This window comes from Streptacidiphilus alkalitolerans (genome assembly GCF_042511045.1).
Lineage (GTDB): Bacteria > Actinomycetota > Actinomycetes > Streptomycetales > Streptomycetaceae > Streptacidiphilus > Streptacidiphilus alkalitolerans.
The window spans coordinates 1-25475 of sequence record NZ_JBHEZX010000025.1; the positions used below are offsets into that span (position 1 = coordinate 1).

The window sequence follows — 25475 nt, forward strand, 5'->3', positions numbered from 1 at the left end:
CCACATGATGCGGGCGGACGGGGTATCAACATTTGGCGTTGACTTTTGGCACGCTGTTGAGTTCTCAAGGAACGGACACTTCCTTCAGGCGGCTTTCACACCGACCCTCCGGGCGCTTCGTTCGTTCGTACTTCTTTTTCATCGTATCAGGCCGTTTCCGGCCCGTTCCGACGAGTGAAACTCTAGCGGAATTTCTCTGTGCAAGCCAATTCCGCCGCTTTCCTGATAAACCGCATGCCAAAGAAGGGTCATGCCATCTGATCAGGGGGTTCGTCGCACCCATATGTGCGTAGGGCAACTCGAAGGACACTACGCAGCTCCTCCGGCAGTGTCAAACCGAGCGAACTCCCAGGGATCGTGTGCGCTCACGATCGAGACCTGGTCCCCGTGGTCGCGGGCCAGTTCCCGGAGCCGGGCGAGGTTGCCCAGGCGGAGCGGGCGTTCCACCTCCGTCGCGGTGGCCAGGATGTCCAGCATCGGATGGGGTCGTGGAGCGACCGGGTCGAGTTCACCGTGGTAGTAGTACGCGTCGCCGGCGTGGAGCAGCCAGCCGCCATCGTCTCTTTGGACTGCGACGCCGCAGTGGCCTGCGGTATGCCCAGCCAGTGGCACGAGCAGGATCTCGGGCGGCAGTCCCTTGAGTTCCCGTACCGCGTCGAAGCCGAACCAGGGCTCACCGCCCGTCTTCTCGTAGGTCACCCACTGCGGTCCGTGGTTCCAGTGCTCCGCGCGATAGCGGATCCGGTCTTCCGGGTGCTGCCCGTGCTGGGTCAGTCCCGCGTCGACCTCCGCCTGATGGACGTGCACTCGGGCCTGTGGGAAGTCCGGGACACCCCCCGAGTGGTCGAGATCGAGGTGAGTCAGGACGATGTCCCGCACATCCCGCAGGTCGAAGCCGAGGCGGACTATCTGCTGGGCTGCCGTCTCCCCCGGATCCAGTAGGGGTTCCGCCCGGCCCAGGAAGTCCGGGCCGAGCGCCCGCTCCGGATGCCGCAGGTCGTTGGTACCGAAGCCGGTGTCGACCAGTACCAGGCCGTCTTCCGCCTCGATGAGCAGGCAGTGGCAGACAGCGCGGGCCGGCACGAGCAGTTCGCTGTCCGACTGCTCAGGGGGGATCTGGCGCATGGAGCCGCAGTTGAGGTGGTGCACACGCATGATGGGACGCCTCTTCTCGACTGAAGTGCCTGGAGTGTCTGGTGTGCTGGGTGTGCTCAGTTGTCGCGCGTTGCTGAACCTGTTGCCGTAGCCGCCGTGGCCGCCGCAGCCACCTGCGCGCCGAGCCGGTCCGCGATCTGCCGTACCAGCGCCGCGTCCTGACGGACCCGCGCCAGGAGCAGCGCTCCCTGTAGGCCGGCCAGGACCAGTTCAGCCAGCGGGTCGGCCTCGTCCTGCGGCACGCCCCAGCCCCGCATCCGCTTGGCCAGTCCCGTCTGCCAGGCGGCGTAGGAGCGGGCGCAGGCGGATCGGATGTCGGCGTTCGCCGAGGCGGTCTCCAGGGCGACCGTGGCGATGGGGCACCCCTCCAGGTAGCCGGAGCTCTCCAGGGATTCGGCGAACAGGTTTCCCAGAGCGGCGATAGCAGCAGCAGCGGCTTCAGCACCAGCACCGGACGGTGAGGCGGCCGCCGACGCGGCGTCCATCGCCTCGCCCATCTGTGTGCCCAGGTCACGGGCCGAGAGCAGCACCGCCTCCGCTGCGAGCTGTTCCTTCCCGCCCGGGAAGTGGAAGTAGAGCGATCCCTTGGGGGCGCTGCTCTCGGCGAGGAGTTGGTTCAGCCCGGTGGCGTGGTAGCCCTGCCGACGGAAGAGGGTTGCCGCAGTGCGCAGCACCCGGGACCGGGTCTCGGTGCGTGGGGTGGCCATGGCGTTCAAACTAGACCGACTGGTCTATATAGTCAAGGAGCAAAGGAAAGGCCCGGCCCGGCTGCGACGGGGGAAGTCGCAGCCGGGCCGGGCCCCGTCCGGGCATGGCTCCAAAAAAGCCGGGCGTCAGGCGTTGGTGGGGAAGCCCAGGTTGATGCCGCCGTGGCTCGGGTCGAGCCAGCGTGAGGTGACGGCCTTGCCGCGGGTGAAGAAGTGGATGCCGTCGGGGCCGTAGGCGTGGCTGTCGCCGAAGAGGGACGCCTTCCAGCCGCCGAAGGAGTAGTAGGCGACCGGGACCGGGATCGGCACGTTGATGCCGACCATGCCGACCTCGACCTCGTTCTGGAAGCGGCGGGCCGCTCCGCCGTCGTTGGTGAAGATCGCGGTGCCGTTGCCGTACGGGTTGCTGTTGATCAGCTCAAGGCCCTCCTCGTAGGAGGAGACCCGGACGACCGACAGGACCGGGCCGAAGATCTCGTCGTTGTAGACCGACATGCCCGGCTTGACGTGGTCGAACAGGGTCGGGCCGAGCCAGAAGCCGTCCGTGGTCACGGTGCCGTTGGCGTCGGCGGCGGTGATCGGGTGCTTGCGGCCGTCGACGGCCAGTTCGGCGCCGTCGGCGAGACCGGAGTCGATGTAGGAGGTGACCTTGTCCCGGTGCACGCCGGTGACCAGCGGGCCCATGTCCGAGTCGCCGTTGCAGCCGGGGCCGACCTTCAGCGTGGCCATCCGCTGCTTGATCTTGTCGACCAGCTCGTCGGCGATCGGCTCGACCGCGACCAGGACGGAGACCGCCATGCAGCGCTCGCCCGCCGCACCGAAGCCGGCGTTGATCGCCGAGTCGGCGGCCAGGTCCAGGTCCGAGTCGGGCAGGACCAGCATGTGGTTCTTGGCGCCGCCCAGGGCCTGGACGCGCTTGCCGTAGCGGGTGCCGGTCTCGTAGACGTAGCGGGCGATCGGGGTGGAGCCGACGAAGGAGACGGACTTGATGTCGGGGTGCTCCAGCAGCCGGTCGACCGCGACCTTGTCGCCGTGCACCACGTTGAAGACGCCGTCCGGCAGCCCGGCCTCCTGCCACAGCCCGGCGATGAAGAGCGCCGCCGAGGGGTTCTTCTCGGAGGGCTTGAGCACAACGGTGTTGCCGGCCGCGATGGCGATCGGGAAGAACCACATCGGGACCATCGCCGGGAAGTTGAACGGCGAGATGACCGCGACCGGGCCGAGGGCCTGGCGGATCGAGTAGACGTCGACGCCGGTCGAGGCCTGCTCGGTGAAACCGCCCTTGAGCAGCTGCGGGATGCCGCAGGCGTATTCGACGACCTCCTGGCCGCGGGCGATCTCGCCCAGTGCGTCCGAGTGCACCTTGCCGTGCTCGGAGATGATGATCGCGGCCAGCTCGTCCTTGCGGGCGTTCAGCAGCTCGCGGAAGTTGAACAGCACCGTGGTGCGCTTGGCGATGGAGGCGTTGCGCCAGGAGGCGAACGCGCCGACCGCACTGCTGACCGCGGCGTCGACCTCGGCGATGGTCGCGAAGTCGACCTGGCCGGTGACCCGGCCGGTGGCCGGGTCGAAGATGTCACCGCGGCGCGGGGCGCTGCCGGCGGTGGCGACCTGGGTGCCACCGATCCAGTGGGTGATGTGCTTGCTCAACGTCTGCCTCCGAGTCCGGGCGGGGCACAGGGTCTCACGAGCGGGTGCCGCGCTGTACACATTCTGTTGCGGAAGCAGGCCGGCCTCAATCCACAGGTTGTCGGGGAAAGCCGATTCGTCCTTACATCTCGTCATCGTCGCCGGTCAGCAGGGCTGCCGCCTCGTGCATGGCGAGCTCCAGCATGACCGGGTCGTTGAGCACACCGCTGCCGTCCGGGGGAACCAGCCAGCGCAGTCCGCGGCCGGCCCGTCCGGGGTACGGGACGGCCAGCCAGGTGCCCTGGCCCGCGGTGCGCACCCCGGTGCCGACCCAGCGGGCCGCCGTCCCGGGCGGGACGAAGAAGCCGACCCTGAAGTCGCCGAAGTCGGCCAGGACCGGTCCCGGCTCGGCTTCGAGGCGCAGCAGCACGTCGACGGTGAGCCGCCCCAGTTCGCCCGGGACTATCAGTACGTCCCAGAGCCGTCCCGCCGGGAGCAGGACGATCCCGAAGGTGCTGCGCTCCCACTCCCAGCGGCACGCCTCGGGATCCGGCGCGGCGGCACTGAGCCACTCCACCGCGTCCCTCGCTTCCATGCTTCCCATAGCCCTCGTCCTCCACGTCCTGCCTGCGGCGGCCGGTATCTGACTCGCCGGTAACAAGAGAGAGCGACTTGTGCGTCCGCTCTTACACGGATAGGGCCAACATCCTCAGACCGGGTGGGGGAGCTCGGGGCGAGAAGGGGCGTAAAGCAACGAAAGCGGCGCGCACCCGGTAGTGGGGTGCGCGCCGCGAAGCACGTTCGGACCGGGACTCAGCTGTCGAAGCCGAGGCCCAGCGCGTCCATGGCCTTGAGCCAGAGGTTGCGCCTGCCCTCGTTGTGGTCGGCCCGGTCCAGGGACCACTTGGTGAGGCCGATGCCGATCCACTTCACCGGCTCGGGCGGAAACGGGATCGGCTTGCTCTTGACCATCGCCAGTTCGGTGCGCTCGGTCTTCTCGCCGGACAGCAGGTCGAGCATCACCTCCGCGCCGAAGCGGGTGGCGCCGACGCCCAGGCCGGTGAAGCCCAGGGCGTAGGAGACCCGGCCCTTGTGGGCGGTGCCGAAGAAGGCCGAGAAGCGGCTGCAGGTGTCGATCGCGCCGCCCCAGGCGTGGCTGAACTTGATGCCCTCGAGCTGCGGGAACGCGGTGAAGAAGTGCTCGGCGAGCTTCTCGTAGGTCTCCGGGCGGTGGTCGTACTCGGCGCGGACCTTGCCGCCGTAGTGGTAGATCGCGTCGTAGCCGCCCCAGAGGATGCGGTTGTCGGCGGACATCCGGAAGTAGTGGAACTGGTTGCTGGAGTCGCCGAGGCCCTGGCGGTTCTGCCAGCCGACCGAGGCGAGCTGCTCGTCCGTCAGCGGCTCGGTCATCAGCGCGAAGTCGTAGACCGGGGCGAGGTAGGGGCGGACCCGCTTCACCAGGTTGGGGAAGATGTTGGTGCCGAGCGCGACATGCCCGGCGAAGACCCGTCCGTACGGGGTGCGGACGGCCATGCCGGGGCCGCTCTCGGCGAGGTCGGTGGCGGGCGTGTGCTCGAAGATCCGGACGCCCAGTTCCAGGCAGGCCCGCTTGAGGCCCCAGGCCAGTTTGGCCGGGTGGACCATGGCCACGCCGTCCTTGTCCCAGATCGCGGCGAGGAAGGTCGGCGAGGCGACCTGTTCGCGGATCGCCTCGGTGTCCAGGAACTCGGCGTGGATGCCGTACTCGGCCATGGTCGCCGCGCCCTCGCGCAGTTCCTCGACCTGGTAGGGCTCGGTGGCGACGTCCATCTCGCCGGTGCGCTCCCAGTCGCAGTCGATGCCGTAGCGCTTGACCGCGTCCTCGATGGCCTGCAGGTTCTCCTGGCCGAGGCGCTCCAGGGTGCGGATCTCCTCGGGCCAGCGCTCCAGGCCGTTGAAGAAGCCGTGGGTGAGGCTGGCCGCGCAGAAGCCGCCGTTGCGGCCGGAGGCGGCCCAGCCGACCTGCTGGCCCTCGACCAGGACCACGTCGCGCGACGGGTCGCGCTCCTTGGCGATCAGCGCGGTCCACAGACCGGAGTAGCCGCCGCCGACCACCAGCAGGTCGCAGCTGGTGTCGCCGACGAGGGCGGGCAGGGGTTCGGGCCGACTCGGGTCGGACAGCCAGAACGAGCTGTACTGGACGTCGGCAAGGGAATGGGCCGAATCCATAGTCTCACTGCTCTCTGATGCACCCTCAGGTGCGGTAGTGGGTTAGCGGTCGCCGAAGATCGTGCGGTGCCAGTCCTTGCGGGCCACTGCGGTGATGTCCTGCATCACGTGCTTGACCTGGGTGTACTCGTCCAGCGAGTACTGCGACATGTCCTTGCCGTAGCCGGACGCCTTGTAGCCGCCGTGCGGCATCTCGCTGATGATCGGGATGTGGTCGTTGACCCAGACGCAGCCGGCCTGGATCTCCCGGGTGGCGCGCAGCGAGCGGTACAGGTCGCGGGTCCAGGCGGAGGCGGCCAGCCCGTACGGGGTGTCGTTGGCGAGCCGGATGCCCTCCTCGTCGCTGTCGAACGGGAGGGCGACCAGCACCGGGCCGAAGATCTCGCTCTGCACCACCTCGGCGTCCTGGCCGATCCCGGTGATCAGCGTCGGGCGGTAGTAGGCGCCGAGGGTGAGGTCGCTGCCGTCGTGGCCCTTCTCCGGGGCGTAGCCGCCGGCCGCGACGGTGGCGCCGTAGCCGCGGGCGCGCTCGACGAAGCCGGCCACGCTGTCCCGCTGACGCAGCGACACCAGCGGGCCGAGGTCGGTCTGCGGGTTGAACGGGTCGCCCAGCCGGACCAGCTCGAACAGTTCGGCCACGCCCTCGACGAAGGCGTCGAACAGCGGGCGCTGGACGTAGGCACGGGTGGCGGCGGTGCAGTCCTGGCCGGTGTTGATCAGCGAGGCGGCGACCGCGCCGTGCACGGCGGCCTCCAGGTCGGCGTCGTCGAAGACCACGAACGGGGCCTTGCCGCCGAGCTCCAGATGGGTGCGCTTGACGCCCTGGACGGCGACCTCGCCGACCCGCTTGCCGACCCCGGTGGAGCCGGTGAAGGAGACCATCGACACGTCGGGGTGGCCGACCAGGTACTCCCCCGCGACCCGGCCCGCGCCGGTGACCACATTGACGACACCGTCCGGGATCCCGGCGTCGGTGCAGGCCTGGGCGAACATCAGCGAGGTCAGCGGGGTCAGCTCGGCCGGCTTGAGGACGATGGTGTTGCCCGCGGCGATGGCCGGGAGGATCTTCCAACCTGCCATCTGCAGCGGGTAGTTCCACGGCGAGATGGAGCCGACCACGCCGATCGGCTCGCGCCGGATCGAGGAGGTGTGGTCGCCGGAGAACTCGCCGGAGGCCTTGCCCTCCAGGTTGCGGGCTGCGCCGGCGAAGAAGGCGGTGTTGTCGATGGTGCCGGGGACGTCGAACTCGGTGCTGAGCTTGATCGGCTTGCCGGTCTGCAGGCTCTCCACCCGGGCGAAGTCCTCCGCGCGCTCGGCGAGGATGCCGGAGAGCCTGGTCAGCGCGTCGGAGCGGGCGCCGGGGGTGGACCGGGACCACTCCGGGAAGGCGGCCCTGGCGGCGGCCACGGCGTCGTCCACGTCCGCGGTGGAGGCGAGCCGCACCCGCTGGACGAGGCTGCCGTCCGCCGGGTTGGTGACGTCGAAGGTCTCCGCGCCCGTGCCCTCGCGCAGCGCTCCGCCGAGGTACTGGGCCCCGGCGTCGAAGCGGGTGCCGACGATGGACTGGTCCATGGGTTCCTCCAGCGAGGTCCGTACAGGGCGGGGGTGCCCACTCTGCGTACGATGCCCCGGTTCGGACGGGTCGGGCAAGCAACAGGCCGCAAGGCAGATCGTTACTGGCATTACACCCTGCCAAGGCCGTGAAACCCGACACCTCGTTGCCCGCATGTCGGATCCGGCTGACACTATGAAGGGAGCCCACCGCTGTTCCAGGAGGTCCCGTTGTTCCCCACCGTCGCCCGTGTCCTCGATCTGGACGTGGTCAGCCGCGGCCTCCCCGAGGTGGTGGCCGGCCGGGAGCACCTGGAGCGCCCGGTCCGCTGGGTGCACGTCAGCGAGCTGGCCGACATCGCCGGGACGCTCCAGGGCGGCGAGCTGATCCTGACCACCGGGATCGCCCTGCCCGAGGACCGGGAGGGCCTGGCCAGGTACGTCCGGGAGCTGGCCGACGTGGGCGTGGCCGGACTGGTGGTGGAGTTCGGGCGGCGCTACTTCGACAACCTGCCGCGGGCCCTGGTGCACGCCGCGGAGCAGCGCGGGCTGCCGCTGATCGTGCTGCGCCGGGAGCTGCGCTTCGTCGCGGTGACCGAGGCGGTGCACGCGCTGGTGGTGAACGCCCAGCTGGAGGAGCTGCGCTCGTCCGAGGAGATCCACCAGACCTTCAACGAGCTGGCGGTCGAGGGCGCCGAGCCGGTGGAGGTGGTGCAGCAGGTGTCCCGGATGGCCGGCGCCCCGGTGGTGCTGGAGAACCTGTCGCACCAGGTGCTGGCCTACGACACCGGCGGCCAGAACGCCCAGGTGCTGCTGGCGGGCTGGGAGTCGCGCTCGCGCGGGGTCCGGCCGAAGGGCCGCACCGGGCACGATCCGCGCACCGGCTGGCTGGTCACCGCGGTGGGGGCGCGCGGGCACGACTGGGGGCGGCTGCTGCTGCTCGGCACGCCCAGTTCGGCGCAGGAGGACGTCGCGCCGGAGAAGGCCTCGCACCGCCACACCATGCTGCTGGAGCGTGCCGCCGCCACCCTGGCGCTGAACCGGCTGCTGGTCCGCGACCGGGAGAGCCTGGAGCGGCAGACCCACCGCACCCTGCTGTCCGGCATCCTGACCCATGCGCTGACGGTCTCGGACGTGGCGCTGCGGGCCTCGGCGCTGGGCGTCCCGCTGGAGGGGCGGCGGCTGGTCGGCGTGGTGCTGCGGATGCGGCGCGGCAGCGCCCCGGCCGCGCTGGAGGCGCAGGCCCGGCTGCGGGACTTCACCGAGACCGCCGCCGCCGCGGTGCGGGAGAAGCGGCTGACCGCGCTGGTCGGCGCGCTGGACGACGAGGCGGTCGGGCTGCTGGTGTCGCTCGGCGCCCGCGACGACGAGCACAGCGCGCTGGACGGCTTCGCGTCCTCGCTGCGCCGGCTGCTGCTGGAGGCGGAGCAGCCGGAGCCGGTGATCGCCGTGGGCTCCTCGGTCGGCGCGGTCAGGGACGCCCGGCGCACCCTGGTCGAGGCCACCCAGGTGGCCGACGCCGCGCTGCACGACGCCCCGGCGTCGGGCGCGCGGTCGGCCTCGTACTACCGGCTGCCGGACGTCCGGCTGCGCGGTCTGCTGCACCTGCTGCGCGACGACGCCCGGCTGCAGACCTATGTGGAACGCGAGCTGGGCCCGCTGCTGGCGTACGACGCCGAGCACGGCAGCCAGCTGATCCAGATGCTGCGGGTCTACCTGGAGCAGGGCCGCAACAAGTCCGCGGCGGCGGACGCGGCGCACCTGTCCCGGCCCTCGTTCTACGACCGGCTGCACAAGGTGGAGCGGGTGCTGGGGGTGGACCTGGACCAGGTCGAGTCCTGCCTGTCGCTGCATGTGGCGCTGCTGGCGCTGGACGCGGTGCGGCGGTAGCGCCCCCGGGCAGGGGCCGCCACCGCCGCACGGTCGCCGGGGTCAGCCCTCGATGGACGTCATCACGTGCTTGATCCGGGTGTAGTCCTCGAAGCCGTAGGCGGAGAGGTCCTTGCCGTAGCCGGACTTCTTGAAGCCGCCGTGCGGCATCTCCGCGACCAGCGGGATGTGGGTGTTGATCCAGACGCAGCCGAAGTCGAGCCGCTTGGCCAGCCGCATCGCCCGGGCGTGGTCCTTGGTCCAGACCGAGGAGGCGAGGGCGTAGTCGACGCCGTTGGCGTTGGCGATGGCCTCCGCCTCGGTGGCGAACTTCTGCACGGTGATGACCGGGCCGAAGACCTCGTTCTGGATGATCTCGTCGTCCTGGTTCAGGCCGGAGACCACGGTCGGGGCGTAGAAGTAGCCGACCTCGCCGACCCGGTGGCCGCCCGCCTCGACCTTGGCGTGCGCCGGGAGGCGCTCGATGAAGCCGCTGACCTGGGCCAGCTGGTTGGCGTTGTTGAGCGGGCCGTAGAGCACGTCCTCGTCGTCCGGCTGCCCGGTCTTGGTGTCGGCGGCGGCCTTGGCCAGCGCGGCCACGAACTCGTCGTGGATGTCCTGGTGCACCAGCACCCGGGTGGCGGCGGTACAGTCCTGGCCCGCGTTGAAGTAGCCGGCCACCGAGATGCCCTCGACGGCGGAGGCGATGTCCGCGTCCTCGAAGACCACGACCGGGGCCTTGCCGCCCAGCTCCAGGTGCACCCGCTTGACGTCCTTGGCGGCCGAGGCCGCGACCTGCATGCCGGCCCGGACCGAGCCGGTGATGGAGGCCATCGCCGGGACCGCGTGCTCGACCATCAGGCGGCCGGTGTCGCGGTCGCCGCAGACCACGTTGAAGACGCCGGCCGGCAGGATCTCCCCCATGATCTGGGCGAGCAGCACGGTCGAGGCCGGGGTGGTGTCCGAGGGCTTGAGGACCACGGTGTTGCCCGCGGCGATGGCCGGGGCGAACTTCCAGACCGCCATCATCATCGGGTAGTTCCAGGGCGCGACCTGGGCGCAGACGCCGACCGGCTCGCGGCGGACGAAGGAGGTGAGGCCCTCCATGTACTCGCCGCCGGACTTGCCCTCCAGCAGCCGGGCCGCACCCGCGAAGAAGCGGATCTGGTCCACCATCGGCGGAATCTCCTCCGAGGCGGTCATCGCCAGCGGCTTGCCGGTGTTCTTGGACTCGACCGCGACCAGCTCCTCGGCCCGCGCCTCGACCGCGTCGGCGATCTTCAGCAGGGCCAACTGGCGTACCGAGGGCGTGGTGTCCCGCCAGGACTCGAACGCGGCGGCGGCGGCGCTCATCGCCGCGTCCACGTCGGCCTCGGCGGAGAGCGGCGCGGTGGCGTACACCTCACCGGTCGTCGGGTCGACGATCTCGGTGGTGCGACCGTCGGCGGCGTCGGTGAACGCGCCGTTGATGTAGTTGCGCAGCGTCTGAAGCTCGCTCACGGGGACCTCTCCTCGGTTTCCAGCTCGCCGGCGTACCCGGCGCTGCCCAGCCTAGCCCCGTCGCGGTGGTTATCGGCAGGTCCACGCTGTAAGAACAATGGAATCAGCACGTTTTTCATCCAATCACGACGGATTCCCTTGCTAACCAGCGCGCGATGAGGCAGGGTGGCGGACGTGGCCAACCGTGAACGGAACGGCAGTGTTCCCCTCGACGCCGTGTCAAAGGCGATCATCGAGCAGCTCCAGGAGGACGGCCGGCGGCCGTACGCAAGCATCGGCAAGGCCGTGGGCCTGTCCGAGGCCGCGGTACGGCAGCGGGTGCAGAAGCTCCTCGACCAGGGCGTCATGCAGATCGTCGCCGTCACCGACCCGCTGACCGTCGGGTTCACCCGGCAGGCGATGGTCGGCATCAACGTCGAGGGCGACATGGAGCCGGTCGCGGACGCGCTGGCCGCCATGGACGAGGTGGACTACGTCGTCGTGACCGCAGGCTCGTTCGACCTGCTGGCCGAGCTGGTCTGCGAGGACGACGAACACCTCCTCGAACTGATCAACAAGCGCATCCGCGCGCTGCCCGGCGTGCGGAGAACCGAAAGCTTCGTTTATCTGAAGCTACGGAAACAGACCTACACCTGGGGTACCCGATGAGCGCCGACCCGGCCACCAAGGACCTTTCGAAGACCGCCTACGACCATCTCTGGATGCACTTCACCAGGATGTCCTCGTACGAGAACAACCCGGTTCCCACCATCGTCCGCGGCGAGGGTGCGTACATCTGGGACTCCAACGGCCGCAAGTACCTGGACGGCCTGGCCGGCCTGTTCGTGGTCCAGGCCGGCCACGGCCGCGCCGAGCTGGCCGAGGTCGCCCGCAAGCAGGCCGAGAAGCTGGCCTTCTTCCCGATCTGGAGCTACGCGCACCCCAACGCCATCGAGCTCGCCGAGCGGCTGGCGGACTACGCCCCCGGCGACCTCAACAAGGTCTTCTTCACCACGGGTGGCGGCGAGGCCGTCGAGACCGCGTGGAAGCTGGCCAAGCAGTACTTCAAGCTCACCGGCGAGCACACCAAGTACAAGGTGATCTCCCGCGCGGTGGCCTACCACGGCACCCCGCAGGGCGCCCTGTCGATCACCGGCCTGCCGGCCCTCAAGGCCCCGTTCGAGCCGCTGGTCCCGGGCGCCCACAAGGTGGTCAACACCAACATCTACCGCGCCCCGCAGTACGGCGACGACCCGGTGGCCTACGGCCGCTGGTGCGCCGACCAGATCGAGCAGGAGATCCTGTTCGAGGGCCCGGAGACGGTCGCCGCTGTGTTCCTGGAGCCGGTGCAGAACGCCGGCGGCTGCTTCCCGCCGCCGCCCGGGTACTTCCAGCGGGTCCGCGAGATCTGCGACCAGTACAACGTGCTGCTGGTGTCGGACGAGACCATCTGCGCCTTCGGCCGCCTCGGCACCATGTTCGCCTGCGACAAGTTCGACTACATCCCCGACATCATCACCTGCGCCAAGGGCATGACCTCCGGGTACTCCCCGATCGGTGCGGCGATCATCTCGGACAAGATCGCCGAGCCGTTCTACAAGGGCGACAACACCTTCCTGCACGGCTACACCTTCGGCGGCCACCCGGTCTCCTCCGCGGTGGCGCTGGCCAACCTGGACCTCTTCGAGCGCGAGGGCCTGAACAAGCACGTCCTCGAGAACGAGGACGCCTTCCGGGCCACCCTGGAGAAGCTGCACGACCTGCCGATCGTCGGCGACGTCCGCGGCAACGGGTTCTTCTACGGCATCGAGCTGGTCAAGGACAAGGTCACCAAGGAGACCTTCAGCGACGACGAGTGCGAGCGGATCCTCTACGGCTACGTCTCCAAGGCGCTCTACGAGAACGGCCTGTACTGCCGGGCCGACGACCGCGGCGACCCGGTCATCCAGCTCTCGCCGCCGCTGATCGCGGACCAGTCGACCTTCGACGAGATCGAGGGCATCCTGCGCACCGTGCTCACCGAGGCCTGGAACCGCATGTAGGAAGCTCTCTGACGCACCCTCCGCCACCTGGGCGGCTCCGACACCGATATGTCGGAGCCGCCCAGTGGTGTCCCGTACGCTGATCACTCGTTCTAGTCTGTGAGCCATCATCACGACCTGGAGGACGGCAGTGACCATCGCCCCGCCGGACAACGACGTGCTGTGGGCACGGGCACTGCTGAAGTCCCACCGCGGCACGCCCGCGCTGCGGGGTGTCTCGCTCGGCGTACGGGAGGGCGAGGTACTGGCCGTCACCGGGCCCAGGGGCTGCGGCAAGAGCACCCTGATCGACTGCCTCAGCGGGCTCTCCCCGGCCGACGAGGGGGAGGTCTGGTTCAACAGCTCCCCGGTGCATACCCTCGGCCGCGCCGCCAGGGAGCGGCTGCGCCGGGAGCGCTTCGGCTACGTCGGACCCGAGCCCCGGTTGGTGCCCGAGCTCACCGCGCGGGAGAACGTGGCCCTGCCGCTGCTGCTGGCCGGAGCGCCGCGCAAGGCCGCCGCCACCGCCGCCGCCGAATGGCTGGAACGCCTGGACGTGGCCGACTGCGCCCGGCTGCGGCCCGCAGACCTGCGCCAGGACCAGCGCCAGCGGATCGCCGTCGCCCGCGCCCTGGCCCACCGTCCGACCGTGGTCTTCGCCGACGAGCCCACCGCGCCGCTGCACCGCGCGGACCGGGACCAGGTGCTGCGGATACTGGTCACCGCGTCCCGGTCGCACCGGATCACCCTGGTCCTGGCCACCCACGACCCCGGCCTCGCCCGCTATGCCGACCGGGTCGCCACCATGTCCGACGGCAGGATCTCCGCACCGGTCCTGGTCCGCCCGGCGATGGCCGTGCGGCCGGCGCAGGCCGTCGACCCGGCAGCTGGGCAGGCCGTCGAGCAAGCTGTTGAGCAGGCTGTTGAGCAGGCCGTCGAGCCGGTTCCGGACGTGCGTGAGGAAGGTGCCGAGCAGTGCTCCCCTACCTCCGTCTAGCCCGCGGCTACCGCAGTGCCGACCTGCTGCGCTGGCTGCTCACCGCCGTCGCCGCGGCCACCGTCACCGCCCTGCTGCTGCGGGCCCTCGGCCGCGCGCTGACCGACCCGGCCGGCTCCGGCGCGTCCGTCGACCGGCTGCTCTGGTGCCTGCCGGCGCTCGCCGCCCTCGGCTACCTCTCGGCCGGCTGGGCCCGCTCGCTGCCGCTGCAGCGGCCCGAACGCATGGCCGGGCTGGTCGCCGCCGGCGCCGGACCGGTCCGGCTGCGCCTGCTGCTGGCCGGGGAGACCGCGCTGGCCTGCGCCTTCGGCGCGCTGCTGGCCCTGGCCGGATTCCTGGTGCTGCGGGCCCACTGGCTGGAGCTGCTGCCCGGCACCCGGCTGGACCCGGCCCTCGGCACCAGCACCGGGCTGCCCGCGGCCGGCACCACCACCCTGCTGGCGACCGTCCCGCTGCTCGGCGGCCTCGCCGCAGCCGCCGCCGTACGCCCCGCGGACCTGCTGCCCAGCGACGGCGCGGACCGGCCCCAGCCCCGGCCGACCGTCCCCTACCTGGCGGTGGCACTGGCGCTGCCCCTGGCCGGAGCCGCGATGCTGAGCGCCGGCCTGCACGCCGGCGGAAGCCTGGCGATCTGGACCGGCTGGCTGGTGGGCTTCGTCGGGATCGCGGTGACCGTCCCGGCCCTGCTGTACGCGGCCGGCTGGCTGCTCGCCGTCGGCCGGCCCCGGGCGGTCCGGCTGCTGGCCGGGCGCGGGCTGCAGGCGGACGCCTGGCGGCTGGGCACGCCGCTGGCGGTGTTCGCGGTCTGCGCGGCGCTGGGCGCGGTCGTCCTGGTCCGGCTCGCCGACGAGCACGGCTCGGCCGGGACCCCGGCCCTGATCGAGACCGTGCTGCTGGCCGGATGCGTGCTCGGCGCGCTGGTGACCCGGCTGGCCGAGCTGGTCACCAGCCGGCGGGCGGCGTACGCCTCGCTGCGCCGGATGGGCGCGGCGGGCAGCGTCTACCTGCGCTCCTGGGCGCTGCGCACCGGCGCGGCGGTGGTGGTGCTGCTCGGCGCGGGCGCGGGAGCCGCGGCCCTGACCGCCGCCGCGCTGCTCCGCTGAGCGGCGCGGCCTCGCCTCAGGGGGCGGCCCGGCCTCGGGCTCAGCCCGCGGCGGCGAGCTGGCCGCAGGCGCCGTCGATCTCCTGGCCCCGGGTGTCCCGGACGGTGACCGGCACGCCGTGCAGCTTCAGCTGGCGGACGAACTCCCGCTCGTCCTCCGGGCGGGAGGCGGTCCACTTGGAGCCGGGGGTCGGGTTCAGCGGGATCAGGTTGACGTGCGCCCGGTGGTTCTTGAGCAGCCGTCCCAGCAGGTCGGCCCGCCAGGCCTGGTCGTTGATGTCCTTGATCAGCGCGTACTCGATGGAGATCCGGCGCCCGGAGCGCTCGGCGTAGGCCCAGGCCGCGTCCAGCACCTCGGCCACCCGCCAACGGGTGTTCACCGGGACCAGGGTGTCGCGCAGCTCGTCGTCCGGCGCGTGCAGCGAGACCGCGAGCCGGACGCTCATCTCCTCGTCGGCGAGCCGGTTGATCGCCGGGACCAGGCCGACCGTGGAGACGGTGATGCCGCGCTGGGACAGGCCGAAGCCGCCCGGAGCCGGGTCGGTGAGCCGGCGGATCGCGGCGATCACCCGCTTGTAGTTGGCCAGCGGTTCGCCCATGCCCATGAAGACCACATTGCTCAGCCGCACCGCGCCGGCCTCGCCGGAGCCGTCCGAGCCGAACTCGCCGTTCTTGATCGAGCGCATTCCGGCGGCGATCTGCTCGACGATCTCCCCGGTGGAGAGGTTGCGGGTCAGCCCGGCCTGGCCGGTGGCGCAGAACGGGCAGTTCATGCCGCAGCCGGCCTGCGAGCTGATGCACATGGTCACCCGGTCGGGGTAGCGCATCAGCACCGACTCGACCAGCACCCCGTCGAAGAGCTTCCACAGGGTCTTGCGGGTGGCGTCGTCGTCGCAGGAGACATTGCGGACCACCGACATCAGCTCGGGCAGCAGCGCCTCGCCGAGCTTGGCCCGGGACGCGGCGGGGATGTCGGTCCACTCGTCCGGTCCGGCCGACAGGCGGGAGAAGTACTGGCGCGAGAGCTGGTCGGCACGGAACGGCTTCTCGCCCAGCTCGGCGACCGCCTCGCGGCGCTCGGCCGCCGTCAGGTCGGCGAGGTGGCGCGGGGGCTTGGCGCCACGCGGCGCGACAAAGGTGAGTTCACCGGGAATGGGCTTAGGCATGATGCCTCCAGTGTCGCAGGTCGCCCGAGCGGCTGCGGACCTCCCGATCACGCGCAGGAGGCCGGACCCCGATGGGTCCGGCCTCCTGCGACGTTGCGCCCGGCTGTCAGCCGAGGGCCGGGGCGAGCTTGGGGTTCGGGCCGAACTTGTTCTCGGCGGCCTGGCCCTCGGAGACCATGAATATCAGGAGGGCAATGGCGCCGAACGGGACCAGAGCGATGAGGAGCCACCACGCCGAACGCCCGGTGTCATGCAGGCGGCGGAATGACGCCGCGAGCCCGGGAATGAGGAGCGCGATCCCGTAGACGAAGTAGGGAATCTGCGTGTGGATGACGAGGCCTATCACAAAAAGGGCGACCAGGAAAATCACATGGAACAGGGTGAACATCCAGTATTCCTGGCGCCGGGCCCGGCCGCCGAAACCGAAGTAGTTCTTGACGCACGACACATACCAGTTCACTGCACACCCCTTGCGGCCCGGGCGGGCCAACGTTATCGCCGATCAATCAAGGCAGAATGTAGGGCACGCATAAGTGCTGGTCAAGCGGCTTACAAAAGAGCCCAGCCATAGCATTTCAGCTCATACTGGACTAAAGCACTGACGATAATTGCGAGTATTTTCGAAACGCCCACCCCCGCTGCGGGTGACTACCGGTCAGACTCTCTCCATCGCAAGGGATTTGGCCGCCGTTCCGCGTAAAAGGCCCGGCCCCTCACGGGGCCGGGCCTTTTGACGATCGGGGCGGGTTCAGCCGGCGCCGACGAAGCCGACCAGGACCAGCCAGACCACCGGGGCGGTGGGCAGCAGGGAGTCCAGCCGGTCCATCAGGCCGCCGTGGCCGGGCAGCAGCGTGCCCATGTCCTTGATGCCGAGGTCGCGCTTGATCATCGACTCGCCGAGGTCGCCCAGGGTCGCGCTGACGGCGACGCAGGCGCCCAGCACCAGGCCCTGCCACCAGCTGCCCTGGTCGATCATCAGGTCCATCCCGAGCGCACCGACCAGCATGCACAGCAGCACCGCGCCGACCAGGCCCTCGCGGGTCTTGCCGGGGCTGATCCGGGGGGCGAGCTTGTGCTTGCCGAAGCGCGATCCGGCCGCGTAGGCGCCGGTGTCGCTGCAGACGGTCAGCACCAGGAACAGCGCCACCCGGCGCGGGCCGTCGTCCGCGGCCAGCAGCAGCATCACAAAGGTGGCCAGGAAGGGGACGTAGAAGGCGGTGAAGATGCCGGCGGTGACATCCCGCAGGTAGTCCTCCGGCGGTTCGCTCATCCGCCAGACCAGGACCGCCAGGCAGGTCAGCGCGAACGCGATCAGCGCGGACTCGGGTCCGCCGAGATAAGCGGCGACCAGCATGGCTGCCCCGCCCACGGCCAGCGGCGGCCGGGGGACCCGGATGCCCTTGCTCTCCGAGAGGCGGCTGGTGAGCTCCCACATGCCGATCACCACGACAGCGGCGACCACCCCGACGAACAGCCACTTCACGATGAAGAGCGAGGCCACCACGACCACCCCGAGACCGAGGCCGACCCCGATGGCGGCCCGCAGGTCGCGCCCGCCCTTGGGGGCGGCGGGAGGAGCGGGCGGGGGCGCGGGAACCGTACCCCCGACGGGGTCGGGGAACGGGGCTTGCGGGGACATCGGCGGCGCCTCGGGGTCGTCGCGGAACAGCGGCCCGCTGAGGCGGGTGGCGGCCGGCTCCTCGACGCCCGGCGTGGAGCCGGGTGCTTGTCCGGAAAAACCCTCCGGTGCGGGTTGCTCGGTGGCCATGGGGTGAGTCTGCGCCATACCCGGGCCAGGCTGCAGCGGGGACTGCTGCGAGTGGCCGACGGCCGGTCCCCCCCAGTGCGGGGGAACCGGTCCGTCGACCACCGGCGGCATCACCGTGGTGGCGTCCATATTTCCGGGGCCTGCGGAAAGACCTCCCTCAGGGGGTATCCCGCGGCCCTGCGCTCGGGCCGCCGCGCCACCGTTGCCGGCAGCGGGCCCCCAGAAGGAGTCGTCGTTCATCAGACCTCGAGGAGCTCGGCTTCCTTGTGCTTGAGGAGTTCGTCCACCTGCGCCACATAGCGCGCGGTGACGTCTTCGAGCTCCTTCTCGGCGCGGCGCACCTCGTCCTCGCCGGCCTCGCCGTCCTTGCTGAGCTTGTCCAGGATCTCCTTGGCCTTGCGGCGCACCGCGCGGATGGAGATCTTGGCGTCCTCGCCCTTGGTCCGGGCGACCTTGATGTACTCGCGCCGGCGCTCCTCGGTGAGCTGCGGGAAGTTCACCCGGATGATCGACCCGTCATTGGACGGGTTGACGCCCAGGTCCGAGTTGCGGATGGCTTCCTCGATGACCCGGAGCGAGGTCTTGTCGAACGGCGAGACGATCGCCATCCGGGGCTCCGGCACCGAGAACGAGGCCAGCTGGTTGATCGGGGTCACCGCGCCGTAGTACTCAGCGACGATCTTGCTGAACATCGCCGGGTGCGCACGGCCGGTACGGATCGCGGCGAAGTCGTCCTTGGCGACGGCGACGGCCTTCTCCATCTTCTCCTCGGCCTCAAGGAGGGTCTCTTCGATCACAATGTGCTCCTGTCCGGTGCTACCCGGTCTCGACTCCTGCGGTGCGGGCACTACGTACGCGTGTACCGGGGAGGGTCAGCGCTGGGCCGACTCCCCGCAGATCAATGTGCCGATCTTCTCACTGCGCACGGCACGGGCGATATTGCCCTCGGCGAGCAGTTCGAAGACCAGGATGGGAAGGTCGTTGTCCTTGCAGAGCGTGATCGCGGTGAGGTCCGCGACCTTGAGGTCCCGCGCGATCACCTCGGAGTATTCCAGGGTGTCGAACTTGACCGCGTCCGGGTTGGTCTTGGGGTCGGAGTCGTAGACCCCGTCCACCCCGTTCTTCCCCATCAGCAGCACCTCGGCGTGCACCTCGAGGGCGCGCTGCACGGCGGTGGTGTCGGTGGAGAAGTAGGGCATGCCCATTCCCGCGCCGAAGATCACGACGCGGCCCTTCTCCAGGTGCCGCACGGCCCGCAGCGGCAGGTACGGCTCGGCGACCTGGCCCATGGTGATGGCGGTCTGGACCCGGGTCTCGATCCCTTCCTTCATCAGGAAGTCCTGCAGCGCCAGGCAGTTCATCACCGTGCCGAGCATGCCCATGTAGTCCGAGCGGGCCCGGTCCATGCCGCGCACCTGCAGTTCGGCACCGCGGAAGAAGTTGCCGCCGCCGATCACGATGGCGACCTCGGTGCCGCCGCGGACCACGGTGGCGATCTCACGGGCGATGGCATGGACGACGTCCGGGTCGACCCCCAGACCGCCCCCGCCGGCGAACGCCTCACCGGAAAGCTTGAGCAGTACGCGACGACGCGGACCCTCTTCGGCGGCTTCGGCGGTCATCTGCATCGACTCCTCTGCTGTGGTGCATGAACTGGTGCGAGCACGCGTACGAGAGGAGGCCACTACCGCAGGCACCGGAACGGGTGCCTGCACGGCAATGGCCTCCTCGACGTATTCACGACTCACATCGTATGGGCGGACGCCCCGATCGGGCGTCCACCGCAGACCTCGAAAGGTCAGGCGCCGACGCGGAAGCGGGCGAAGCGGACCAGCTTGACGCCGGCCTCGTCCAGGACCTTCTGGACGGTCTTCTTGCTGTCCTTGGCGAACGCCTGCTCGAGAACCGAGTTCTCCTTGACGAAGCCGGTGACCCGGCCCTCGACGATGCGCGGCAGGGCGGCCTCGGGCTTGCCCTCCTCGCGGGCGGTGGCCTCGGCGATGCGGCGCTCGGCGTCCAGCGCCTCGGCCGGGATGTCCTCGCGGGAGAGGAACTTCGGGGCGAAGGCGGCGATGTGCTGCGCGACGTCCTTGGCGATCTCCGCGTTCTCCTGGTCGAGCTCGACCAGCACGCCGATGGCCGGCGGCAGGTCGGGGTCGGTGCGGTGCATGTACGCCGCGACGTACGCGCCACCGGTGAACTGGGCGAAGCGACGGAAGACGATCTTCTCGCCCAGGCCCGCGTTGGCCTCGTCCACGAACTGCTGGACGGTCTTGCCGGGCTGGATCTCGCTGGCCAGCGCGGCGTCGAGGTCGGCCGGGGAGGTCGCGGCGACGTGGGCGGCCAGCGCGTTGGCGACCTCCACGAAGCGGCCGCCCTTGGCGACGAAGTCGGTCTCGCAGTTCAGCTCGACCAGGACGCCGGAGTTGCCGCCCTCGAGCAGGGAGACGACGGCGCCGTTGGAGGCGTCACGGCCCTCGCGCTTGGCGACGCCCTTCTGACCCTTGATGCGGAGCAGCTCGACGGCCTTGTCGACGTTGCCCTCGGCCTCGTCCAGCGCCTTCTTGCAGTCCATCATTCCGGCGCCGGTGAGCTCACGGAGCTTCTTGACGTCCGCGGCGGTGGTGTTCGCCATTCTTCTTCAGTCCTTCTCGCGTGTGTCGGTCTGAGGTGGTCGGACCGGTGTCCGAGGCCCTGGTCAGGGCCTCGGACACCGGACACGATGCGAGGGGTACCCCGGCGGGTGCCGCCGTACGTACCCCTCGCCCTGAAGTCGTCAGGCCTGGTCGGCCTCGGCGGCGGGGGCCTCGGCGGGCACCTCGGCGTCGGCGACGGGGGCGGCAGCCTCGGCCGGAGCCTCGGTGGCCTCGGCGGCGGGAGCCTCGACCTCGGCAGCGGCCGGGGCGGCCGGAGCCTCGTCAGCCTTCTTCTCGCCCTCGACGAGCAGCTCGCGCTCCCAGTCCGCCAGCGGCTGGTCGGCGGCCGAGTCGACCTTGGCGTCGCCCTTGGCGGCACCCGAGCGGGCCATCAGGCCCTCGGCCACGGCGTCGGCGATCACGCGGGTCAGCAGGGTGACCGAGCGGATGGCGTCGTCGTTGCCGGGGATCTTGTAGTCGACCTCGTCGGGGTCGCAGTTGGTGTCCAGGATCGCGACGACCGGGATCTTCAGCTTGCGAGCCTCGCCGACGGCGATGTGCTCCTTCTTGGTGTCGACGATCCACACGGCGGACGGCACGCGCTGCATGTCGCGGATACCGCCGAGGGTCTTCTCGAGCTTGGTGTGCTCGCGCTCCAGGACCAGGAGCTCCTTCTTGGTGAGACCCGAACCGGGCACATCCGTGAAGTCGATCTCGCCGAGCTCCTTCATCCGCTGAAGGCGCTTGTAGACGGTCTGGAAGTTGGTGAGCATGCCACCGAGCCAGCGCTGGTTGACGTAGGGCATACCCACGCGCGTGGCCTGCTCGGCGATGGCCTCCTGGGCCTGCTTCTTGGTGCCGACGAAGAGGACGCTGCCGCCGTGGGCGACCGTCTCCTTGACGAACTCGAAGGCGCGGTCGATGTAGTTCAGCGACTGCAGCAGGTCGATGATGTAGATGCCGTTGCGCTCCGTGAAGATGAAGCGCTTCATCTTCGGGTTCCAACGACGGGTCTGGTGACCGAAGTGGACGCCGCTCTCAAGCAGCTCCCGCATCGTGACGACGGCCATGGCCGTGCTCCTAGTTTTCTCGGTTGTCCGCGGCGGCCGGTGGGCCGTCACGCCTGACGCTCTGACCGTGCCGGGCCTTGACGGACCGAGTGGCACTTCACCGGGCGGCGGAATCGAGCCGAAACACCGGTGGCAGGGCGTGCGAAGTCGACCCAGCACGCCGGGCCGCGAGTGAAGTGTACGGGAATCGCCGGACACCGGGCGACCTCCGCTGCCGGCAGCGCCTTCTCACCCGTCCGGGTGACGGAGTTCTGCACACCCTCCGAGTTGTCCACAGGCCGGGGCGGACCGGACCCACGGGGCCGGCGGGACGGGGAGAGTCGCCGTATGAACCTGTTGCCGAACCTGTTGCCACCGCTCTCCGACCGGCTCTCCGACCGCCCCCCGCTGCCCGACGGCAGGCGGGCCCTGCTGCTGCTCCTCGGCCTCGCCCTGGGGATCACCATGACCGTGCTCGGACCGCCGGGGCAGCGTGCCCACGCCTCAGTGCTCGGACCGCCGCCGCTGCCGACCGGCGGCTCGCTGTCGGACGTACTGAAGCGGTTCGACCCGCCGCCGGAGCCCTGGCTCGCCGGGCACCGGGGCGTCGACCTGGCCGCGCCGGTCGGCACCCCGGTCCGGGCGGTGCGGGGCGGGACGGTGACCTTCGCCGGGGTGATCGCGGGCGTGGGGGTGGTGACCGTGACCCATCCCGGCACCGGGGAGCCGCCGCTGCGCACCACGTACCAGCCGGTGCGGGCGGTGCTGAAGCAGGGAGCGGCCGTGACGGCGGGGCAGGTGCTCGGCACGGTCGAGGCAGTCGGCGAAGCGGCTGGCGAGGCAGTCGGCGAGGCGGGGCACTGCCCGCGGAGCTGCCTGCACTGGGGGCTGCTGCGGGGGCGCCGTTACCTCGATCCGCTGGCCCTGCTGGGGCCGGTGCGGGCCCGGCTGCTGCCGCTGCGACCCGCCGGGCCCTTGCGGCCTCAGCCTGCGGCGGCGTCCGTCACGCCGCGCAGCACCAGCGCGACGGTGGCCTCGATGATGACGGCGGAGTCCTCGGCGGCGCCCAGTTCCAGCCGTTTCACCGCGGCCTGGACCACGCCCTGGACCAGCCCTGCGGTCAGGCCCGGCTGCTGGTGGCCCAGGTCGGCGAGCGCGCTGACCACCAGGCCGACGAACTGGCCGTGCGAGGCCCGGATCCGCTCGCGGGCGGCGTCGTCCAGCTCACCGGCGGAGATCGCGGCCAGGGCGCGGTGGCGGGGGTCGCCGGCCAGGGCCAGCTGCGCCCGGACGTAGGCCTCCACCCGCTGCTGCGGGCTCTCGGCGACGGCGACCGCGTCCGCGATCTCGGCCGCCCAGGACGGGAAGTCCACCGCGCACAGCTCCTCGACCACGGCGGCGCGGGAGCGGAAGTACTCATAGACGGAGGAGCGGGCCAGGCCGGTGCGGGCGGCCAGGGCGGGGAAGGTCAGCGCCTCCATCCCGCCCTCGGCGAGCAGGGCACGGGCCGCCTCGAGCAGGGCGTCACGCTGGAGTTGGCGATGCTCGGCCAGAGTGGCAGCTCGGATCTTCGGCACGCCAACAGCATAGACACAGACCGGTGGAGGGGCCGGGCCGCGGTCGGCGGCAGGCCGCGGTCGTCAGCAGGCCTTGGTCTCAGCAGGCCGCGGTCGTCAGCGGGCGTCGGAGAGCTTGGCGCGGAGCTGCAGCACGGCCTTGGTGTGGATCTGGCTGACCCGGCTCTCGGTGACACCGAGCACCTGGCCGATCTCGGCCAGGGTCAGGCCCTCGTAGTAGTAGAGGCTGACCACCGTCTTCTCCCGGTCGGGGAGGGTGTTGATGGCCCGGGCCAGCAGCCGGCGCAGCTCGCGGCCCTCGGCGACCTCCACCGGGTTGTCCGCGGTGTTGTCCACCAGCGTGTCCACCAGGCTGACCCCGTCGCCGCTCTCCCCGCCGGGGTGCAGCAGTTCGTCCAGGGCGACGACATTGGCGAGCGAGAGTTGGCTGAAGATGGTGTGCAGGTCGTCCAGGGCGATGCCCATCTCGGCGGCGACCTCGGGGTCGTTCGGGGTCCGCTTGAGGCTGACTTCCAGGGTGGCGTAGGCGCGTTCGACGGCCCGGGCCTTCTGCCGGACCGAGCGCGGGATCCAGTCCAGCGCACGCAGTTCGTCGATGATCGCGCCGCGGATGCGGCTGATGGCATAGGTCTCGAACTTGATGGCGCGTTCCGGGTCGAACTTCTCGATGGCGTCGATGAGTCCGAACACTCCGGAGGAGACGAAGTCCGCCTGCTCGACGTTGGCGGGCAGGCCCACCCCGACCCGGCCGGCCACGTACTTGACCAGCGGCGAGTAGTGCAGGATCAGTTGCTCCCGCAGCCGCGGGTCGCCGTACGCCTTGTAGGCGCGCCATAGGTCGTCCAGGGCACGCCGGGACGGCGGGGACACCTTGGCCGCGACGGCCGGCTCGGGCCCGGGCTCGGGTTCGGTGGAGGGCCCAGGCACGGACCCAGACATCGGCCCCGACCCGGACCCGACCCCAGCCTCGGACCTGGCCTCGGCCTCGACCCCGGCCTCAGGCGCGGCGGGGCGCGGCACCGACGGCGGCGCGGCGGGCGGCGCGGCGGGCGGCGGGGTCTGGGTGGCCGGGTGGGGGACGGTCGCGGTGAGCGCGGGCGCGGGCGGGGTCGGGGTACGGGTGCGCGCCCCGGGGATGTACTGGGCCTCGCCCTGGGTTGCCACCCGTCGGGTGCGCGCCGGTCGTGGGCGCTCGCCGGCGGCGCGGGGCTCTTCCCCGGGGAAGCTCGAGTACGTGGGCATTCGTCGTCTAGTGCCGTTCTGCTGATCCATCGGCCGCGTTCGGCCGAGCGGTTGTGAGCGTAGCGTGACCGAGTGCTCTCCGAGAGCTATGCACAACGGGCGCTCGCTCGATCAGGTGGGTCGCGGTGACGGCGCGCGAACGTTCAGACGAGTCTCCAGTGTGAGCCGCAGCGCTCCACCAGTTCCAGCGAGCCGAGCTCGTAGAGGCGTTGCAGCACCGCGTCCGGCGGCAGCCCGGACGCCCGGACCAGCCGCTCCACCGGGGCGCCCAGCGGACCTGCCGGGATCGCCTCCAGCACCTCAAGCGTGTCGCGGCCGAGCGCGTCCCGAGGAAGCATCGGCCCCCGGCGCGTCGGGGCCAGATCCACGCCGATCCCGCCCACCATCTCGATGATCTCAGCGGCGTCGGTGACCAGCGCCGCGCCGGAGCGCAGCAACGCGTGCACCCCGGTCGAGAGTTCACTGGTGACCGGCCCCGGCACGCCCATGACCAGGCGGTTCAGATCCCGGGCGTGCCGCGCGGTGCTCAGCGCGCCGCTGCGGCGGGCGGCTTCGACCACGACGGTGCCCCTGGTGAGGGCGGCGATGACCCGGTTGCGAAGCAGGAACCTGGGCCTGGTGGGGTGCGCCCCCAGCGGGAGTTCGCTGACCAGCAGCCCCTGTTCGGCGATCCGGGCGAGCAGGGTGGCGTGCCCGCGCGGGTAGATCTCGTCGACCCCGCAGGCCAGCACGCCGACGGTGATACCGGTCGCGGAGAGTGCGCCCCGGTGTCCGGCGGCGTCGATTCCGAAGGCGCCGCCGGACACCACCACCCAAGCGGCGTCCGCGAGTTCGGCGCTCAGCTCGGCCGCCACACGGGCGCCGTAGGCGGTGCAGGAGCGTGCCCCGACCATGGCGACGGAGCGCAGCGCCAGCAGTCGCAGCGAGGCGTCGCCGCGGACCCAGAGCGCGGTCGGCGTGATGGGGCCGAGGTCGTCGAGCTGGGTCGGCCAGTCCCGGTCGCCGGGGCAGACCAACCGGGCACCCATCCGCGCGGCCCGCTCCAGGTCGGCGGCCGGGTTCGCCACCGCGGCGCGGGCCTGGTAGCCCTCGGCCCTGCGGCGCAGCCGTTCCGGGAGGTCACGGCCGCGGGCCAGCCGCTCGGCGGTCTCGATGGGTCCGCAGCGCTGCAGCAGCAGCCCGGCGCCCTCGTCGCCGGGTTCGACGATCCGGCTGAGGGCGGCTCTGGCCAGGCGTTCGTCGTCCGGGACGGTACGGGTCGGCGCGACAAGGGGATCGGTCAGCAAGAGCACCTGCCTCGGAACGTAAAAGGGAAACGG

22 protein-coding genes and 1 pseudogene are annotated in these 25475 nt (G+C 70.8%); 6 read left to right on the plus strand and 17 right to left on the minus strand.

What is annotated here, in order from left to right:
- Positions 1 to 309: 309 nt before the first annotated feature.
- The 6 genes from ACEZDG_RS35115 to ACEZDG_RS35140 all read right to left on the minus strand — a co-directional run bounded on the left by ACEZDG_RS35115 (position 310) and on the right by ACEZDG_RS35140 (position 7271).
- Entirely contained in the window at positions 310 to 1155 is an 846-nt protein-coding gene (locus ACEZDG_RS35115) for an MBL fold metallo-hydrolase (RefSeq protein WP_380518192.1), read from the minus strand.
- Between the two features lie 56 nt (positions 1156 to 1211).
- Entirely contained in the window at positions 1212 to 1862 is a 651-nt protein-coding gene (locus ACEZDG_RS35120; RefSeq protein ID WP_380518194.1) for an LmrA/YxaF family transcription factor, read from the minus strand.
- Positions 1863 to 1988: 126 nt separating this feature from the next.
- Positions 1989 to 3512 (minus strand): CoA-acylating methylmalonate-semialdehyde dehydrogenase, encoded by a 1524-nt coding sequence (locus tag ACEZDG_RS35125; protein WP_380518197.1) that lies wholly within the window; start codon positions 3510 to 3512, stop codon positions 1989 to 1991.
- 121 nt (positions 3513 to 3633) lie between these two features.
- Positions 3634 to 4095: a hypothetical protein gene (locus ACEZDG_RS35130; protein WP_380518199.1), complete on the minus strand. Its 462-nt coding sequence runs from the start codon at positions 4093 to 4095 to the stop codon at positions 3634 to 3636.
- Between the two features lie 209 nt (positions 4096 to 4304).
- Positions 4305 to 5699, minus strand: a complete 1395-nt coding sequence (locus tag ACEZDG_RS35135) for an NAD(P)/FAD-dependent oxidoreductase (protein ID WP_380518202.1) — start codon at positions 5697 to 5699, stop codon at positions 4305 to 4307.
- 42 nt (positions 5700 to 5741) lie between these two features.
- On the minus strand, positions 5742 to 7271 hold the full coding sequence (locus ACEZDG_RS35140) for a gamma-aminobutyraldehyde dehydrogenase (RefSeq protein WP_380518204.1): 1530 nt from the start codon (positions 7269 to 7271) through the stop codon (positions 5742 to 5744).
- A 210-nt stretch (positions 7272 to 7481) separates the two neighbouring features.
- On the opposite strand from ACEZDG_RS35140, the gene ACEZDG_RS35145 reads away from it, so the two are divergent.
- Positions 7482 to 9140 carry a PucR family transcriptional regulator gene (locus ACEZDG_RS35145; RefSeq protein ID WP_380518206.1) on the plus strand — a complete coding sequence of 553 codons (1659 nt, stop codon included), beginning with the start codon at positions 7482 to 7484 and terminating at the stop codon, positions 9138 to 9140.
- Between the two features lie 42 nt (positions 9141 to 9182).
- On the opposite strand, the gene ACEZDG_RS35150 is transcribed toward ACEZDG_RS35145, so the two are convergent.
- Positions 9183 to 10619 (minus strand): gamma-aminobutyraldehyde dehydrogenase, encoded by a 1437-nt coding sequence (locus tag ACEZDG_RS35150; protein ID WP_380518208.1) that lies wholly within the window; start codon positions 10617 to 10619, stop codon positions 9183 to 9185.
- 174 nt (positions 10620 to 10793) lie between these two features.
- Here ACEZDG_RS35150 and ACEZDG_RS35155 point away from each other — a divergent pair, with 174 nt between their 5' ends.
- From ACEZDG_RS35155 to ACEZDG_RS35170, 4 genes are all read left to right on the plus strand, one after another.
- Complete coding sequence (locus tag ACEZDG_RS35155) at positions 10794 to 11267, plus strand: Lrp/AsnC family transcriptional regulator (RefSeq protein ID WP_380518410.1); 474 nt, start codon at positions 10794 to 10796, stop codon at positions 11265 to 11267.
- A complete protein-coding gene (locus tag ACEZDG_RS35160; protein ID WP_380518210.1) occupies positions 11264 to 12640 on the plus strand; it encodes an aspartate aminotransferase family protein in 1377 nt (458 codons plus the stop codon). Before ACEZDG_RS35155 ends, ACEZDG_RS35160 begins: the two co-directional genes overlap by 4 nt.
- Positions 12641 to 12770: 130 nt before the next feature.
- The gene (locus ACEZDG_RS35165; protein WP_380518213.1) at positions 12771 to 13616 is read left to right on the plus strand and encodes an ABC transporter ATP-binding protein; all 846 of its coding nucleotides are present in this window, start codon (positions 12771 to 12773) and stop codon (positions 13614 to 13616) included.
- On the plus strand, positions 13595 to 14719 hold the full coding sequence (locus ACEZDG_RS35170; RefSeq protein ID WP_380518215.1) for a hypothetical protein: 1125 nt from the start codon (positions 13595 to 13597) through the stop codon (positions 14717 to 14719). The genes ACEZDG_RS35165 and ACEZDG_RS35170 overlap by 22 nt, the downstream gene beginning before the upstream one ends.
- 40 nt (positions 14720 to 14759) lie before the next feature.
- Here ACEZDG_RS35170 and rlmN read toward each other — a convergent pair whose 3' ends face one another.
- The 7 genes from rlmN to rpsB all read right to left on the minus strand — a co-directional run bounded on the left by rlmN (position 14760) and on the right by rpsB (position 21358).
- Positions 14760 to 15884 (minus strand): 23S rRNA (adenine(2503)-C(2))-methyltransferase RlmN, encoded by a 1125-nt coding sequence (gene rlmN, locus ACEZDG_RS35175; RefSeq protein WP_380518217.1) that lies wholly within the window; start codon positions 15882 to 15884, stop codon positions 14760 to 14762.
- Between the two features lie 106 nt (positions 15885 to 15990).
- A complete protein-coding gene (locus ACEZDG_RS35180) occupies positions 15991 to 16344 on the minus strand; it encodes a DUF805 domain-containing protein (RefSeq protein WP_380518220.1) in 354 nt (117 codons plus the stop codon).
- Between the two features lie 288 nt (positions 16345 to 16632).
- A complete protein-coding gene (locus tag ACEZDG_RS35185) occupies positions 16633 to 17781 on the minus strand; it encodes a phosphatidate cytidylyltransferase (protein ID WP_415860288.1) in 1149 nt (382 codons plus the stop codon).
- 110 nt (positions 17782 to 17891) lie between these two features.
- Positions 17892 to 18449, minus strand: coding sequence for a ribosome recycling factor (frr, locus tag ACEZDG_RS35190; protein WP_380518222.1), 558 nt, complete (start codon positions 18447 to 18449; stop codon positions 17892 to 17894).
- Positions 18450 to 18524: 75 nt separating this feature from the next.
- Entirely contained in the window at positions 18525 to 19280 is a 756-nt protein-coding gene (gene pyrH / locus ACEZDG_RS35195) for a UMP kinase (protein ID WP_380518224.1), read from the minus strand.
- A 170-nt stretch (positions 19281 to 19450) separates the two neighbouring features.
- A complete protein-coding gene (gene tsf / locus ACEZDG_RS35200; protein ID WP_380518226.1) occupies positions 19451 to 20287 on the minus strand; it encodes a translation elongation factor Ts in 837 nt (278 codons plus the stop codon).
- Positions 20288 to 20428: 141 nt separating this feature from the next.
- Complete coding sequence (gene rpsB / locus ACEZDG_RS35205) at positions 20429 to 21358, minus strand: 30S ribosomal protein S2 (protein ID WP_380518228.1); 930 nt, start codon at positions 21356 to 21358, stop codon at positions 20429 to 20431.
- Between the two features lie 444 nt (positions 21359 to 21802).
- On the opposite strand from rpsB, the pseudogene ACEZDG_RS35210 reads away from it, so the two are divergent.
- Positions 21803 to 22243: pseudogene (locus ACEZDG_RS35210) on the plus strand (peptidoglycan DD-metalloendopeptidase family protein); the annotation flags it as partial.
- 77 nt (positions 22244 to 22320) lie between these two features.
- Here the strand turns inward: ACEZDG_RS35210 and ACEZDG_RS35215 are convergent.
- The 3 genes from ACEZDG_RS35215 to dprA all read right to left on the minus strand — a co-directional run bounded on the left by ACEZDG_RS35215 (position 22321) and on the right by dprA (position 25442).
- Complete coding sequence (locus tag ACEZDG_RS35215; RefSeq protein ID WP_380518415.1) at positions 22321 to 22890, minus strand: TetR/AcrR family transcriptional regulator; 570 nt, start codon at positions 22888 to 22890, stop codon at positions 22321 to 22323.
- A gap of 120 nt (positions 22891 to 23010) precedes the next feature.
- Positions 23011 to 23853, minus strand: a complete 843-nt coding sequence (gene whiG, locus ACEZDG_RS35220) for an RNA polymerase sigma factor WhiG (protein ID WP_380518418.1) — start codon at positions 23851 to 23853, stop codon at positions 23011 to 23013.
- Between the two features lie 446 nt (positions 23854 to 24299).
- Complete coding sequence (gene dprA / locus ACEZDG_RS35225; RefSeq protein WP_380518230.1) at positions 24300 to 25442, minus strand: DNA-processing protein DprA; 1143 nt, start codon at positions 25440 to 25442, stop codon at positions 24300 to 24302.
- Positions 25443 to 25475: the final 33 nt, after the last annotated feature.